The sequence below is a fragment of the Enterobacter cloacae complex sp. 370H10 genome (assembly GCF_050031535.1).
Taxonomy (GTDB): Bacteria; Pseudomonadota; Gammaproteobacteria; order Enterobacterales; family Enterobacteriaceae; genus Enterobacter; species Enterobacter intestinihominis.
This window is the reverse complement of sequence record NZ_JBLGWG010000001.1, coordinates 362,788-376,626: the sequence shown is the minus strand read 5'-3', so window position 1 is coordinate 376,626 and position 13,839 is coordinate 362,788. Positions and strand designations below refer to the sequence as shown.

Annotated in this window: 16 protein-coding genes; 14 read left to right on the top strand and 2 right to left on the bottom strand. The window is 61.1% G+C overall.

What is annotated here, in order from left to right:
* Positions 1-44 precede the first annotated feature (44 nt).
* From phnC to phnP, 14 genes are all read left to right on the top strand, one after another.
* Positions 45-833 carry a phosphonate ABC transporter ATP-binding protein gene (gene phnC, locus ACQG2Q_RS01830; protein WP_063850436.1) on the top strand — a complete coding sequence of 263 codons (789 nt, stop codon included), beginning with the start codon at positions 45-47 and terminating at the stop codon, positions 831-833.
* A 23-nt stretch (positions 834-856) separates the two neighbouring features.
* Entirely contained in the window at positions 857-1,873 is a 1,017-nt protein-coding gene (phnD, locus tag ACQG2Q_RS01825) for a phosphonate ABC transporter substrate-binding protein (protein WP_022646786.1), read from the top strand.
* A gap of 115 nt (positions 1,874-1,988) precedes the next feature.
* A complete protein-coding gene (gene phnE / locus ACQG2Q_RS01820; RefSeq protein WP_022646785.1) occupies positions 1,989-2,768 on the top strand; it encodes a phosphonate ABC transporter, permease protein PhnE in 780 nt (259 codons plus the stop codon).
* Between the two features lie 20 nt (positions 2,769-2,788).
* The gene (phnF, locus tag ACQG2Q_RS01815) at positions 2,789-3,514 is read left to right on the top strand and encodes a phosphonate metabolism transcriptional regulator PhnF (protein ID WP_022646784.1); all 726 of its coding nucleotides are present in this window, start codon (positions 2,789-2,791) and stop codon (positions 3,512-3,514) included.
* Positions 3,515-3,967 carry a phosphonate C-P lyase system protein PhnG gene (phnG, locus tag ACQG2Q_RS01810; RefSeq protein ID WP_022646783.1) on the top strand — a complete coding sequence of 151 codons (453 nt, stop codon included), beginning with the start codon at positions 3,515-3,517 and terminating at the stop codon, positions 3,965-3,967.
* Positions 3,964-4,548: a phosphonate C-P lyase system protein PhnH gene (gene phnH, locus ACQG2Q_RS01805; RefSeq protein ID WP_003860219.1), complete on the top strand. Its 585-nt coding sequence runs from the start codon at positions 3,964-3,966 to the stop codon at positions 4,546-4,548. Before phnG ends, phnH begins: the two co-directional genes overlap by 4 nt.
* The gene (locus tag ACQG2Q_RS01800; RefSeq protein ID WP_063850434.1) at positions 4,548-5,612 is read left to right on the top strand and encodes a carbon-phosphorus lyase complex subunit PhnI; all 1,065 of its coding nucleotides are present in this window, start codon (positions 4,548-4,550) and stop codon (positions 5,610-5,612) included. The genes phnH and ACQG2Q_RS01800 overlap by 1 nt, the downstream gene beginning before the upstream one ends.
* Positions 5,605-6,450 (top strand): alpha-D-ribose 1-methylphosphonate 5-phosphate C-P-lyase PhnJ, encoded by an 846-nt coding sequence (phnJ, locus tag ACQG2Q_RS01795; RefSeq protein WP_023299113.1) that lies wholly within the window; start codon positions 5,605-5,607, stop codon positions 6,448-6,450. Before ACQG2Q_RS01800 ends, phnJ begins: the two co-directional genes overlap by 8 nt.
* Positions 6,447-7,202 carry a phosphonate C-P lyase system protein PhnK gene (gene phnK, locus ACQG2Q_RS01790; RefSeq protein ID WP_003860225.1) on the top strand — a complete coding sequence of 252 codons (756 nt, stop codon included), beginning with the start codon at positions 6,447-6,449 and terminating at the stop codon, positions 7,200-7,202. The genes phnJ and phnK overlap by 4 nt, the downstream gene beginning before the upstream one ends.
* Before the next feature lie 306 nt (positions 7,203-7,508).
* Complete coding sequence (gene phnL / locus ACQG2Q_RS01785; RefSeq protein ID WP_022646780.1) at positions 7,509-8,189, top strand: phosphonate C-P lyase system protein PhnL; 681 nt, start codon at positions 7,509-7,511, stop codon at positions 8,187-8,189.
* Positions 8,186-9,322 carry an alpha-D-ribose 1-methylphosphonate 5-triphosphate diphosphatase gene (gene phnM, locus ACQG2Q_RS01780; RefSeq protein WP_063148475.1) on the top strand — a complete coding sequence of 379 codons (1,137 nt, stop codon included), beginning with the start codon at positions 8,186-8,188 and terminating at the stop codon, positions 9,320-9,322. Before phnL ends, phnM begins: the two co-directional genes overlap by 4 nt.
* Complete coding sequence (phnN, locus tag ACQG2Q_RS01775) at positions 9,319-9,870, top strand: ribose 1,5-bisphosphokinase (RefSeq protein WP_032621424.1); 552 nt, start codon at positions 9,319-9,321, stop codon at positions 9,868-9,870. Before phnM ends, phnN begins: the two co-directional genes overlap by 4 nt.
* Positions 9,863-10,297, top strand: a complete 435-nt coding sequence (gene phnO / locus ACQG2Q_RS01770; RefSeq protein WP_022646777.1) for an aminoalkylphosphonate N-acetyltransferase — start codon at positions 9,863-9,865, stop codon at positions 10,295-10,297. The genes phnN and phnO overlap by 8 nt, the downstream gene beginning before the upstream one ends.
* A gap of 9 nt (positions 10,298-10,306) precedes the next feature.
* Entirely contained in the window at positions 10,307-11,065 is a 759-nt protein-coding gene (phnP, locus tag ACQG2Q_RS01765) for a phosphonate metabolism protein PhnP (RefSeq protein WP_063850432.1), read from the top strand.
* Positions 11,066-11,120: 55 nt separating this feature from the next.
* Here phnP and yjdP read toward each other — a convergent pair whose 3' ends face one another.
* Positions 11,121-11,444, bottom strand: coding sequence for a DDRRRQL repeat protein YjdP (yjdP, locus tag ACQG2Q_RS01760; protein ID WP_017382647.1), 324 nt, complete (start codon positions 11,442-11,444; stop codon positions 11,121-11,123).
* Positions 11,445-11,513: 69 nt separating this feature from the next.
* Positions 11,514-13,793, bottom strand: a complete 2,280-nt coding sequence (locus ACQG2Q_RS01755; protein ID WP_063850429.1) for a hybrid sensor histidine kinase/response regulator — start codon at positions 13,791-13,793, stop codon at positions 11,514-11,516.
* Positions 13,794-13,839 lie beyond the last annotated feature (46 nt).

Sequence of the window (13,839 nt, the reverse complement as noted above, 5' to 3'; positions counted from 1 at the left end):
TTGATACGCCAGCATGAGGCCACATTTATCGTGAGGCCCAGCACATGCAAACTGTCATTCGCGTCGAGAAACTGAGCAAAACCTTCCATCACAACAAGGCGCTGCATGCCGTTGATCTGACCGTCCAGCAGGGCGAAATGGTGGCGCTGCTGGGGCCATCCGGTTCAGGAAAATCCACACTTCTTCGTCACTTAAGCGGCCTCATTACCTGTGACAAAACACCGGATAGCCGCGTCGAGCTGCTGGGTAACACCGTGCAACATGCGGGGCGTCTGGCGAGCGATATTCGCAAAAGCCGCGCGCAGACAGGCTATATCTTTCAGCAGTTCAACCTTGTGAACCGCCTGACGGTGCTCGAGAACGTGCTGATTGGCGCGCTCGGCAGCACCCCGTTCTGGCGCACCTGCCTGCGCTGGTTCTCCCCTTCCCAGAAACAAGAAGCCTTACAGGCGCTGACCCGCGTCGGCATGGCGCATTTTGCCCACCAGCGCGTCTCAACGCTCTCCGGCGGACAGCAGCAGCGCGTCGCCATCGCCCGCGCCCTGATGCAGAAAGCCAAAATCATTCTGGCCGATGAGCCTATCGCCTCGCTGGATCCGGAATCGGCCCGCATCGTGATGGAAACCCTGCGCGACATCAACCAGAACGACGGCATCACCGTGGTGGTGACGCTGCATCAGGTGGATTACGCCCTGCGCTACTGCGAGCGCATCGTCGCCCTGCGTCAGGGCCACGTGTTCTTCGATGGCGCCAGCCATCAGTTTGATAACGAACGTTTTGATCATCTCTACCGCAGCGTAAACCGCGTCGAAGAACGCGCGCAGGCTGCTTAACGCCCCGATAACGAGGAATGGAAATGAACTACAAAGCCGTTGCCGCGCTGGCCTTCACCAGCATGTTCAGCATCAGCACCCTGTTAAGCCCGGCCTGGGCAGAGGAACAGGAAAAAGCGTTGAACTTTGGCATCATTTCAACGGAATCACAGCAAAACCTGAAGCCGCAGTGGGAACCGTTCCTGAAAGATATGGAAACCAAACTGGGGATCAAAGTGAACGCCTTCTTCGCCCCGGACTACGCGGGCATTATCCAGGGAATGCGCTTCAACAAAGTCGACATCGCGTGGTACGGCAACCTCTCTGCCATGGAAGCGGTAGATCGCGCCAACGGCCAGGTCTTTGCCCAGACCGTTGCAGCAGACGGCTCCCCGGGCTACTGGAGCGTGCTGATCGTTAACAAAGACAGCCCGATCAACAACCTCAACGATATGCTCGCCAAACGCAAAGAGCTGACCTTTGGTAACGGCGACCCGAATTCTACGTCCGGCTTCCTCGTCCCGGGTTACTACGTCTTCGCGAAAAACAACATCTCCGCCAGCGACTTCAAGCGCACGGTCAACGCCAGCCACGAAACCAACGCCCTGGCCGTAGCGAACAAGCAGGTAGACGTTGCCACCAACAACACTGAAAACCTCGACAAGCTGAAGACCTCCGCGCCGGACAAGCTGAAAGCGCTGAAGGTGATCTGGAAATCGCCATTGATCCCGGGCGACCCGATCGTGTGGCGTAAAAACCTCTCCGAAAGCACCAAAGACAAGGTCTACGACTTCTTTATGAACTACGGCAAAACGCCGGAAGAGAAAGCGGTGCTGGCGCACCTGGGCTGGGCACCGTTCCGCGCGTCCAGCGATTTGCAGCTGGTGCCGATTCGCCAGCTGGCGCTGTTTAAACAGATGCAGGGCGTGAAGGACAACAAAGGTCTGAAGGAAGAAGAGAAGACCAGCAAAGTGTCGGAAATTCAGGCGCAGCTGGACGATCTCGACCGCCTGACCGCCGCGCTCGGCGCGATGACCAGCGTGAATAAAGCGGTGCAGTAACTCAAGTCCCCTCTCCCTCAAGGGAGAGGGTTAGGGTGAGGGGGAAAGGCGCACGCTGATGCCCTCACCCCGGCCCTCTCCCACAGGGAGAGGGAGAACAGATTAAGGAGCCAACATGCAAACCATCACCCTCCCGCCGCCAAAGCGCAGCTGGTTCTCGCTCATAAGCTGGGCCGTTCTGCTGGCGGTGCTCGTTATCTCCTGGAAGGGCGCGGAGATGGATCCGCTGCTGCTCTTCAGGGACTCGGGCAACATGGCGACCTTCGCCGCCGACTTCTTCCCACCTGACTTCAGCCAGTGGCAGGACTACCTCAGTGAAATGGCCACCACCCTGCAAATCGCCGTCTGGGGCACCGCCCTCGCCGTGATCCTCTCCATTCCGTTTGGCCTGATGAGCGCCGAAAACATCGTGCCGTGGTGGATCTACCAGCCGATGCGTCGCCTGATGGACGCCTGTCGCGCCATCAACGAAATGGTCTTTGCGATGCTGTTCGTGGTCGCCGTCGGCCTGGGTCCGTTCGCTGGCGTGATGGCGCTGTTCATCCACACCACCGGCGTACTCTCCAAGCTGCTCTCCGAAGCGGTTGAAGCCATCGAGCCCGGCCCGGTGGAAGGCATCCGCGCAACCGGCGCGAACAAAATCGAAGAGATCCTCTACGGCGTCCTGCCGCAGGTCATGCCGCTGCTCATCTCCTATTCGCTATACCGCTTCGAGTCCAACGTTCGCTCCGCCACCGTGGTCGGCATGGTGGGCGCAGGCGGTATTGGCGTCACCCTGTGGGAAGCGATTCGCGGTTTCCAGTTCCAGCAAACCTGCGCATTGATGGTGCTTATCATCGTCACCGTCAGCCTGCTGGATTTCCTCTCTCAACGCTTGCGTAAGCACTTCATCTGAGAAGCGAGGCTTTGATTGGTATGCACTTATCCAGACATCCGACCAGTTATCCTACCCGCTGGCAAGAGATTGCGGCAAAGCTCGAAGTGGAGCTGCGCACGCACTATCGGTGCGGCGACTACCTGCCCGCCGAGCAGCAGCTTGCCGACCGCTACGAAGTGAATCGCCACACCCTGCGTCGCGCCATCGATCAGCTGGTGGAACGCGGCTGGGTCCAGCGTCGTCAGGGCGTCGGCGTGCTGGTGCTGATGCGCCCGTTTGACTACCCGCTCAATGCTCAGGCGCGTTTTAGCCAGAACCTGCTCGATCAGGGCAGCCACCCCACCAGCGAAAAGCTGCTGTCTGTCCTGCGCCCGGCCTCCCGCCACGTAGCGGACGCGCTGGGGATTCAGGAGGGCGACAACGTCGTTCACCTGCGCACGTTGCGCCGGGTGAACGGCGTGGCGGTCTGTCAGATCGACCACTACTTCGCGGACCTCTCCCTCTGGCCCGTGCTGCAACATTTCGCCAGCGGTTCCCTGCATGATTTTCTTCAGGAGGCGACGGGTATCGCGCTCAAACGCACCCAGACGCGCATCAGCGCCCGCCGCGCGCAGGCTAAAGAGAGCAAGGTGCTGGAGATCCCCAACATGGCCCCGCTGCTCTGCGTGCGCACCCTCAACCACCGTGACGGCGACGTCAACGCAACGGAATACTCCGTCAGCCTGACCCGCGCCGACATGATTGAATTTACCATGGAGCACTGAATGCACTTCGACACCTCCACTCGTCAGCGCTGGATGCGCGTGCTGGCCCACAGCCAGCCTGCTGCGCTGGCTGCCCGCATGAACGCGCTCGGCCTGACGCCGGACTACGACACGATCCGCGCGCCGGAGATCGGCCTGGTGCAGATCCAGGCACGCATGGGCGGCACCGGCGAGCGCTTCTTCGCCGGCGATGCCACCCTCACCCGCGCGGTGATCCGCCTGAGCAGCGGCACGCTGGGCTACGGCTACGTACTTGGGCGCGACAAAACACACGCCGAGCGCTGCGCCGTGATCGACGCGCTTTTACAGGAACAGCCGCATTTTCAGACCTTAATGGAAACCCTTATTGCCCCGCTGGAAGCTGACCGCGCCGCACGCCTTGCCGCGCGTCAGACCGAAGTGAATACCAGCCGGGTCGACTTCTTTACGCTCGTTCGCGGAGACAACGCATGACGCTTCAACCTGCCTTTACCCTGGCCGTCCAGGATGCCCAACAGAGTTTCCGTCGCCTGCTGAAAGCCATGAGCGAGCCCGGCGTGATCGTCTCGCTGCACCAGCTTTCGCAGGGCTGGCTGCCGCTGAACCTCGCCTCTACCAGCGTGCTGCTGACGCTGGCGGACAACGACACGCCGGTATGGCTGTCAGGGGCATTGCTGAACGATATCGCCAGCCAGAACCTGCGCTTTCATACCAACGCGCCGCTGGTCGAGCAGCCCCAGCAGGCGGTCTTCGCCGTGGCAGACGAGCAAATCAGCCACGAGCAGCTTAACGCCCTGAGCGAAGGCAGCGCCGTCGCCCCGGAAACCAGCGCCACGCTGATTTTGCAGGTCTCCAGCCTGAGCGGTGGTCGCATGCTTCGCCTGACGGGTGCAGGCATCGCCGACGAGCGGATGGTCGCCCCCCAGCTGCCGGAGTGCATCATCCATGAGCTGACCGAGCGCCCGCATCCGTTTCCGCTCGGTATCGACCTGATCCTGACCTGCGGCGAGCGCCTGCTGGCGATCCCGCGAACCACTCACGTGGAGGTGTGCTGATGTACGTTGCCGTCAAAGGGGGCGAGAAGGCGATCGCCGCCGCCCATGCCTTGCAGGCGCACAGACGCCGGGGGGATGACGCTCTTCCCGAGCTGAGCGTCGCCCAGATTGAACAGCAGTTAAACCTGGCCGTCGACCGCGTGATGACCGAAGGCGGCATCGCGGACCGTGAGCTGGCGGCACTGGCGCTGAAACAGGCTAGCGGCGATAACGTGGAAGCCATCTTCCTGCTGCGCGCTTACCGCACAACGCTTGCGAAGCTGGCGGTGAGCGAGCCGGTAAATACGGCGGAAATGCGTTTAGAGCGCCGTATTTCTGCGGTGTATAAAGATATTCCTGGCGGCCAGCTGCTTGGCCCCACCTACGACTACACCCATCGTCTGATGGACTTCGCTCTGCTGGCAAACGGTGAAACACCGCAGCTCAGCGCCTCTGATGCTGAACAAGACGCCTCCCCGCACGTCTTTAGCCTGCTGGCAAACCAGGGGCTGACGAAGGCGGAAGAAGACACCGGCAGCACACCGGATGACATCACCCGCACGCCGCCGGTCTATCCCTGTTCGCGCTCGTCCCGTCTGCAACAGCTGATGCGCGGCGACGAAGGGTATCTGCTGGCGCTGGCCTACTCCACGCAGCGCGGCTACGGGCGCAACCACCCGTTCGCGGCAGAGATCCGCAGCGGCTATCTCGATGTCGAAATTGTGCCAGAAGAGCTGGGGTTTGCGGTGAACATCGGCGAACTGCTGATGACCGAGTGCGAAATGGTCAACGGTTTTGTCGCGCCAGAAAATGAAGATCCACACTTTACCCGCGGCTACGGGCTGGTGTATGGCCTGAGCGAGCGCAAGGCGATGGCGATGGCGCTGGTTGACCGTGCGCTCCAGGCGCCGGACTACGGCGAGCATATTGCAGGCCCGGCACAGGACGAAGAGTTCGTGCTGGCCCACGCGGATAACGTTGAGGCCGCGGGCTTTGTCTCGCACCTCAAGCTGCCGCACTACGTCGATTTCCAGGCCGAACTGGAACTGCTGAAACGCCTGCAACGGGAGCGCGCCAATGGCTAACTTAAGCGGCTACAACTTTGCCTATCTGGACGAGCAAACTAAACGCATGATCCGCCGCGCCATCCTTAAGGCTGTGGCGATCCCCGGCTACCAGGTGCCGTTCGGCGGCCGCGAAATGCCGATGCCCTACGGCTGGGGCACCGGCGGTATTCAAATCACCGCCAGCGTGATTGGCGAAGCGGACGTGCTGAAGGTCATCGACCAGGGGGCAGACGACACCACCAACGCCGTGTCGATCCGCAACTTCTTCAGGCGCGTAACGGGCGTCAACACCACTGAAAAAACCGAAGACGCGACGCTGATCCAGACCCGTCACCGCATTCCGGAGACCCCGCTGACTGAAGATCAGATTTTGATTTTCCAGGTGCCGATCCCGGAGCCGCTGCGCTTTATCGAGCCGCGGGAAACCGAAACCCGCACCATGCACGCCCTGGAAGAGTACGGGATCATGCAGGTCAAACTGTATGAGGACATCGCCCGCTTCGGCCATATCGCCACCACCTACGCCTACCCGGTGAAGGTGAACGGCCGCTACGTGATGGACCCGTCGCCGATCCCGAAATTCGATAACCCGAAGATGGACATGATGCCCGCCCTGCAACTTTTTGGTGCCGGACGTGAAAAACGCATCTACGCCGTACCGCCGTTTACCCGCGTAGAGAGCCTGGATTTCGACGATCACCCGTTTACGGTGCAGGAGTGGGACGAGCCGTGCGCCATCTGCGGCTCCAAACACAGCTATCTGGATGAAGTGGTGCTGGACGACACGGGCAAACGGATGTTTGTCTGCTCCGACACCGATTACTGCCGCCAACAGAGCGAGGCGAACAGCCAATGAAACCGCTGCTTTCGGTTAACAACCTGACTCACCTTTATGCGCCGGGCAAAGGCTTTAGCGACGTGTCGTTTGAGCTGTGGCCGGGCGAAGTGCTGGGCATTGTCGGCGAGTCCGGCTCCGGTAAAACCACCCTGCTGAAGTCCATCTCCGCGCGCCTGACGCCGCAGAATGGCGACATTTTGTATGAGGGCGTGTCGCTGTACGGCATGAGCGAAGCCGAGCGCCGCCGCCTGCTGCGCACCGAGTGGGGCGTGGTGCATCAGCACCCGATGGACGGCCTGCGCCGTCAGGTGTCAGCGGGGGGCAACATCGGTGAACGGCTGATGGCCACCGGCGCACGCCACTACGGCAATATCCGCGCCACGGCGCAGCACTGGCTGGAGGAAGTTGAAATCCCCGCCTCGCGCATCGACGACCTGCCGACCACCTTCTCCGGCGGCATGCAGCAGCGTTTACAGATTGCCCGCAATCTCGTCACCCATCCGAAGCTGGTGTTTATGGACGAACCGACCGGCGGGCTGGACGTATCCGTGCAGGCGCGCCTGCTCGACCTGCTGCGCGGCCTGGTGGTGGAGCTGAACCTGGCGGTGGTGATTGTCACCCATGATTTAGGCGTCGCGCGCCTGCTGGCGGACCGTCTTCTGGTGATGAAGCAGGGTCAGGTGGTGGAAAGTGGGTTAACCGACCGGGTGCTCGACGATCCGCATCATCCGTATACCCAGCTGCTGGTGTCGTCGGTGTTGCAGAACTGAGGGCGCTGTTGCCGGGTGGCGCTGCGCTTACCCGGCCTACGAACAGCGCACCCGTAGGCCGGGTAAGGCGAAGCCACCACCCGGCAAAACGAACACCGCACCCGTAGGCCGGGTAAGGCGAAGCCGCCACCCGGCAAAACGAACACCGCACCCGTAGGCCGGGTAAGGCGAAGCCACCACCCGGCAAAACGAACACCGCACCCGTAGGCCGGGTAAGGCGAAGCCGCCACCTGGCAAAACGAACACCGCACCCGTAGGCCGGGTAAGGCGAAGCCGCCACCCGGCAAAACGAATCGCGAGGCAAAAATGATCCACGTTGAAAATGTCAGTAAAACCTTTGTGCTCCACCAGCAAAACGGTGTCCGCCTGCCGGTACTGCAAAATGCCTCATTAGAGGTCAGCAACGGCGAATGCGTGGTGCTGCATGGCCATTCCGGCAGCGGAAAATCCACCCTGCTGCGCTCCCTGTATGCCAACTACCTGCCGGACGAAGGCCATATTCATATCCGCCATAACAATGAATGGGTCGATCTGGTCCAGGCTCCCGCGCGCAAGGTGCTGGAAGTACGCCGCTCGACGATCGGCTGGGTCAGCCAGTTCCTGCGGGTGATCCCGCGGATCTCTGCCCTGGACGTGGTCATGCAGCCCCTGCTGGATCTCGGCGTGCCGCGCGAAACCTGCGCCGCTAAAGCCGCCAGCCTGCTGACGCGTCTCAACGTACCGGAGCGTCTGTGGCACCTCGCCCCGTCGACCTTTTCCGGCGGCGAACAGCAGCGCGTGAACATCGCCCGCGGCTTTATCGTCGATTACCCGATTTTACTCCTGGATGAACCCACCGCCTCGCTCGACAGTAAAAACAGCGCAGCGGTGATGGAACTGATCGAACAGGCCAAAGCGCGCGGCGCGGCGATCGTCGGGATCTTCCACGACGACGCCGTACGCCATCGCGTGGCGGACAGACTGCACCCGATGGGGACAAACGTATGATTATCAATAACGTCAGGCTGGTACTGGAAAATGAAGTCGTAAACGGCTCGGTTGAGGTCCGGGACGGTGTCATCCGCGCCTTTGCTGAAACCCAGAGCCGCTCACCGGACGCGATGGATGGCGAAGGCGGCTGGCTGCTGCCGGGGCTGATTGAGCTGCATACCGATAATCTTGATAAATTTTTCACGCCCCGCCCGAAGGTCGACTGGCCCGCGCATTCAGCGATGAGCAGCCACGACGCGCTGATGGTCGCCAGCGGCATCACCACGGTGCTGGACGCGGTGGCGATCGGCGACGTGCGCGACGGCGGCGATCGGCTGGAGAACCTGGAGAAGATGATCAACGCCGTGGAGGAGACGCAAAAGCGCGGCCTCAACCGCGCCGAGCACCGCCTGCACCTGCGCTGCGAGCTGCCGCACCACACCACCCTGCCGCTGTTTGAAAAGCTGGTGGGCCGCGAGCCGGTCTCGCTGGTTTCCCTGATGGATCACTCGCCGGGGCAGCGCCAGTTCGCCAACATTGAAAAGTATCGCGAATACTATCAGGGCAAATACGCGCTCAATGATGCCGAGATGGCGCGCTATGAAGAAGAGCAGCTCCAGCTTGCGGCGCGGTGGTCGCAGCCGAATCGTCTCTCCATTGCCGCGATGTGCCGTGACCGTAATATTGCCCTGGCCAGCCATGATGATGCCACGCACGACCATGTTCGCGAATCCCACCAGCTTGGGAGTGTGATCGCCGAATTTCCCACCACGTTCGAGGCGGCAGAGGCATCGCGTAAGCATGGCATGAACGTGCTAATGGGTGCGCCGAACATCGTGCGCGGCGGGTCACACTCCGGCAACGTGGCGGCAAGCAAGCTCGCCTCCCTCGGCCTGCTGGATATCCTCTCATCTGACTATTACCCCGCCAGCCTGCTGGACGCGGCCTTCCGCGTCGCGGACGACGAAGGCAATAGCTTCACGCTGCCGCAGGCGATTCGTCTGGTGACGAAAAACCCGGCCTCGGCGCTTAATCTTCACGATCGCGGGGAAATTGCCGAGGGGAAACGGGCCGATCTGGTGCTGGCGCACCTTAAGGGCGAGCACATTCATATCGACCACGTCTGGCGTCAGGGAAAAAGGGTGTTCTGATGGGAAGACTCATCTGGTTAATGGGCCCGTCCGGCTCCGGGAAGGACAGCCTGCTATCGGCGTTACGGCAGCGGGAACACTCACAGCTGCTGGTGGCGCACCGCTATATCACGCGCGATGCCAACGCCGGAAGCGAAAACCATATCGCCCTGAGCGAGCAGGAGTTTTTTACCCGCGCCGGACAAAACCTGCTGGCGCTAAGCTGGCATGCCAACGGTTACTACTATGGCGTCGGCATTGAGATCGACCTCTGGCTGCACGCGGGGTTCGACGTGCTGGTTAACGGCTCACGGGCGCATCTCCCGCAGGCTCGCGCCCGGTACGAAGCGGCGCTGCTCCCGGTCTGTTTGCAGGTTTCCCCGGAGGTTCTGCGTAGCCGGCTGCAAAAGCGGGGACGCGAAAACGCACGCGAGATCGACCAGCGGCTGGAACGGGCGGCGCGCTACACCCCGTCGGGTTGCCATCTCCTCAATAACGACGGAAGTTTGCTACAGTCAGTCGAGACCTTTCTATCGCTTATTCGCCAGAAGGAGAAACAGCATGCCTGACTGCCAGCTTCGCCCCGCCACCGCCGACGATGCGCCGATCGTTTACGCTCTGATCTGCGAACTTAAGCAGGCCGAGTTCGATCATCAGGCGTTTCACGCCGGGTATCTGGCCAACTTGCAGGATCACAATATGCGCTACCAGCTGGCCGAGCTGGACGGGAAGATCATCGGGATGATCGGCCTGCACATGCAGTTTCACCTGCACCACGCCCGCTGGATCGGCGAGATCCAGGAGCTGGTGGTGATGCCGCAGGCGCGCGGATTGAAAGTGGGCAGCCAGTTGCTGGCCTGGGCAGAGGAGATCGCACGCCAGGCAGGCGCCGAGCTGACCGAGCTTTCCACCAGTGTGAAGCGCGTGGACGCGCACCGTTTTTATGTTCGTGAAGGGTATACGCAAAGCCATTTCCGCTTCACCAAACCGCTGTAGAGGTGCGTTATGAGTCTGACGATCACGCTGACAGGAACCGGAGGGGCGCAGCTGGTGCCGGTGTTTGGCTGCGACTGCGCGGCGTGCCGACGGGCGCGTTTACAGGAAAATTATCGCCGTCGCCCCTGCAGCGCGGCGGTGAAATTCAACGATGCGGTCACCTTGCTGGACGCAGGTATTCCAGACCTGATGGACGACTGGCCCGCAGGGAGTTTCAGGCAGTTTTTGCTTACCCATTATCATATGGATCACGTTCAGGGGTTGTTTCCTCTGCGCTGGGGCGTGGGGGCGACCATTCCGGTTTACGGTCCGCCGGACGACGCAGGCTGTGACGACCTGTTCAAACATCCGGGCCTTCTCGATTTCAGCCACACGGTGGAGCCGTTTGTGACGTTTGAACTTCAGGGCTTGCGGGTCACGCCGCTGCCGCTCAACCATTCAAAACTCACATTTGGCTATCTGCTGGAGTCCGCCCACAGCCGCGTGGCGTGGCTTTCTGATACCGCCGGGCTACCGGATAAAACGGTGACATTTCTGCTAAATAATCAGCCGCAGGCGATGATTATTGACTGTAGCCATGAACCGCGCCAGGAGACGCCGCGCAACCACTGTGATTTGAATACGGTGATTGCGCTGAACGAGGTGATTGGCTGTCCGCAGGTGATTCTGACGCATATCAGCCATCAGTTTGACGTCTGGATGATGGATAACCCGCTGCCGTCCGGCATTGAAGCGGGGTATGACGGGATGGTGCTGGTGCTGGATTAGGTTTTGCCGGGTGGCGGCTGCGCCTTACCCGGCCTACGCGTTGCGATACCGGGGTTTACCACCGATCGTAATCATCCTCTAACCGGCGCTCATCCTCCTCTAACCGACGCCGGTCGTCATCCAGCTGCCGCTGACGCTCGTCTAAGCGCTGGCGTCGGTCTTCTAACTGCCGGCGACGATCGTCGTACTGGCGGCTGTCGGTTTGACGGCTGCGATCGTAACGATCGTCGTCATCGTCGTTACGGCTGCTGCCGGGGTTATAGGCGTCGTTGATCGCCTGCTGAATATTGCCAATAGCATCATCAATCACATCGGCATGCGCCAGTTGGCTGGTTAAAGTCAGCAGACCCAATAACAGAGCGGTAGAGTAACGTTTCATAAGGCCAGACTCGCAGGTGAACTGGCCTTAAAGTAATGACTGGCTACTGGCTGGTGTAGCGGAGGAATCTCAAATTACCCTCACCTTGCGCAGCGCCTGCGCCAGCTGTGCGCGGGTGAACGGTTTTCGCAGTAACGGAACGTCCGGCAGCTGCGGGTTATGCGCCGGGCGCAAATCCTGCCCGCTGATCAGCAGAACCGGCAACTGCGGATAGTGGCTGCGTACATGGCCGATCACCTCCGCACCGCTCAGGCCGCCCGGCAACATCAGGTCGCTGATAAACATACCGATATCCGGCGACGCGTCCAGCATGTTCAGCGCCTGCTCGCCGTTTTCGGCTTCAAGTGTCAGGTAGCCAAGCTGGTGCAGTTGCTCGCACAGGGTCTGCCGCACGCCCGCCTCATCTTCCAGGACCAGCACAAGCAGCTCACTTTCTGCCGGGGCCGTGGTCGCCAGCACGACATCATCGGAGAACGCGGGCAGCGTCGAGCGCGGCAGCTGGAGCCGCACGGTGGTTCCCTGCCCCGGCGCGCTTTCGATCTCAACGCGACCACCCGACTGGCGCACAAAGCCGTACACCATCGACAGCCCTAACCCGCTGCCGCTGCCGGTCTGTTTGGTGGTGAAGAACGGTTCAAAGACCTGCGATTTCACCTCCTGCGACATCCCGCAGCCGTGGTCAATCACCTCCAGCGCGACCATATCCTGCCTGCGCCCGTCGCTGCGGGTCACACGCTGGTTCCAGGTGCGGATTTTGATCACACCGTATTGCCCCTCCATTGCGTCACGGGCGTTCATTACCAGGTTGATAATGGCGTTTTCCAGCTGGCTGACGTCAATCCATGCGGGCCACGCCGGGGTTTGCGCTTCAATATCCAGCGTCAGCGTGGCGGGAAGCGAGTGCCGCATCAGCTCGCTCAGGTTCTCCAGCAGCGGCTTCATCTCTACCGCATGGGGTTGCAGGGATTGCTTGCGCGAGAAGGCCAGCAGACGCTGGGTGAGCATGGCTCCGCGTTCCGCGGCTTTAAGCGCACGGGTGATGCGCGGCGCGTCCGGTGATGCCGAATCGGTCAGCTCCAGACTGCCGATAATCACCGCCAGCAGGTTATTAAAATCATGCGCCAGGCCACCCGTCAGTTGCCCGACCGCCTTCATTTTCTGGCTGTGCAGCAGCGCCTCCTCCAGCCCCTGACGTTCGATGCGGTCAACCTCCATCTGTGAGGTCTTCTCCTTCAGCAGCCGCGTGGTGTGCTCCAGCGAAGCGGTATTGCGGGCGAAAACGTTAAACGCGCGCGCCAGTTCCCCCAGCTCATCACGCCGCTGTAGCGCGGGCACCGACACATCCTGCTCCCCGTGAGCGAGACGCGACATCGCCCTTGAGATAGCCGTCAGGTTGGAGCCCAGATTGCGGTAAATATACCAGCAGGCACAGCCGGTGATGATCAGCGCCAGCACCGCGAAGATGCTGATAAACACGCTGATGGATTGCAGCTCGTGATGGCTCTGGGCCGTGCGAAGCCGGGAAGCCTGCGCCACCTGTTCAACGTACTGATTAATGTCGCTGTTTAATATCGCCACCAGCGCCTTGATGTGGAACATGTACCAGCTGATGGACAGATCGCTCTCCTCCAGCTGCGTCGACAGTGGTGCGAGCTTGCGCAGCTCATCATTAAAATCCGGGAGCACCAGGTTGGCCACCGGTTGCAGGGCGCTCGCGGGTAACCCCGCGGTTACTGCATCCAGCTGCTGCACCGTGGCGCGCGGTGAAGGGGTATCAATGGCGGCAACGATCAACCTGTCCATCTCTGCAAGCTGTCGGGCGTCTGGCACATTGCTCGCGTAACGGCGGTTGATATCCTGCAAATGACGCAGGTAGCTTTGGCTTTGATAGAGCGAGCTGAGCAGCGCGTTACGCTCCAGATGCCGCTTTTGCCCGCGCTCCAGCATTCCCGTCACGCTCTGCTGTAATTCATTACTCCTGCGAATAATTCGCGCCACCAGCGCCGGCTCCTGCTGCGCCAGCGGCGCATCGGCAAGTTGATCCAGCGAGTGGCGCAGCGCCATCTGCGTTTGTTTCAGCCGCTCGGCTTCGCCTTTGTACTCCAGCGCACCGACCACCTGCGACAGCCGCACCGCCGCCGTTGCCACATTTGCGGTATCACGGGCGAGGTTCATGCTGCCGGTCATGTCATCCAGCGTTTGCTGTTGGACCTGCTCCTGGATCTGGCTGGCGTGACGAAAGCCGAGCACCGCCACACCGCTCACCATCAGCGTGACGGCGACCACCAGCAGATTAAAAATCAGCAGGCGTCCGCGGGCGCTGGTGAAGAACGGGGGGCGTGAAGACATGGGTTTGGGCTCCTCTGCGGATTGGTGCCTTCACCCTGGCCCTCTC

Bases quoted from the DNA above. Each gene is read 5' to 3' on its own strand.
- phnC (WP_063850436.1), top strand. From the start codon at position 45: ATGCAAACTGTCATTCGCGTCGAGAAACTGAGCAAAACCTTCCATCAC.
- phnD (WP_022646786.1), top strand. From the start codon at position 857: ATGAACTACAAAGCCGTTGCCGCGCTGGCCTTCACCAGCATGTTCAGC.
- phnE (WP_022646785.1), top strand. From the start codon at position 1,989: ATGCAAACCATCACCCTCCCGCCGCCAAAGCGCAGCTGGTTCTCGCTC.
- phnF (WP_022646784.1), top strand. From the start codon at position 2,789: ATGCACTTATCCAGACATCCGACCAGTTATCCTACCCGCTGGCAAGAG.
- phnG (WP_022646783.1), top strand. From the start codon at position 3,515: ATGCACTTCGACACCTCCACTCGTCAGCGCTGGATGCGCGTGCTGGCC.
- phnH (WP_003860219.1), top strand. From the start codon at position 3,964: ATGACGCTTCAACCTGCCTTTACCCTGGCCGTCCAGGATGCCCAACAG.
- ACQG2Q_RS01800 (WP_063850434.1), top strand. From the start codon at position 4,548: ATGTACGTTGCCGTCAAAGGGGGCGAGAAGGCGATCGCCGCCGCCCAT.
- phnJ (WP_023299113.1), top strand. From the start codon at position 5,605: ATGGCTAACTTAAGCGGCTACAACTTTGCCTATCTGGACGAGCAAACT.
- phnK (WP_003860225.1), top strand. From the start codon at position 6,447: ATGAAACCGCTGCTTTCGGTTAACAACCTGACTCACCTTTATGCGCCG.
- phnL (WP_022646780.1), top strand. From the start codon at position 7,509: ATGATCCACGTTGAAAATGTCAGTAAAACCTTTGTGCTCCACCAGCAA.
- phnM (WP_063148475.1), top strand. From the start codon at position 8,186: ATGATTATCAATAACGTCAGGCTGGTACTGGAAAATGAAGTCGTAAAC.
- phnO (WP_022646777.1), top strand. From the start codon at position 9,863: ATGCCTGACTGCCAGCTTCGCCCCGCCACCGCCGACGATGCGCCGATC.
- phnP (WP_063850432.1), top strand. From the start codon at position 10,307: ATGAGTCTGACGATCACGCTGACAGGAACCGGAGGGGCGCAGCTGGTG.
- yjdP (WP_017382647.1), bottom strand. From the start codon at position 11,444: ATGAAACGTTACTCTACCGCTCTGTTATTGGGTCTGCTGACTTTAACC.
- ACQG2Q_RS01755 (WP_063850429.1), bottom strand. From the start codon at position 13,793: ATGTCTTCACGCCCCCCGTTCTTCACCAGCGCCCGCGGACGCCTGCTG.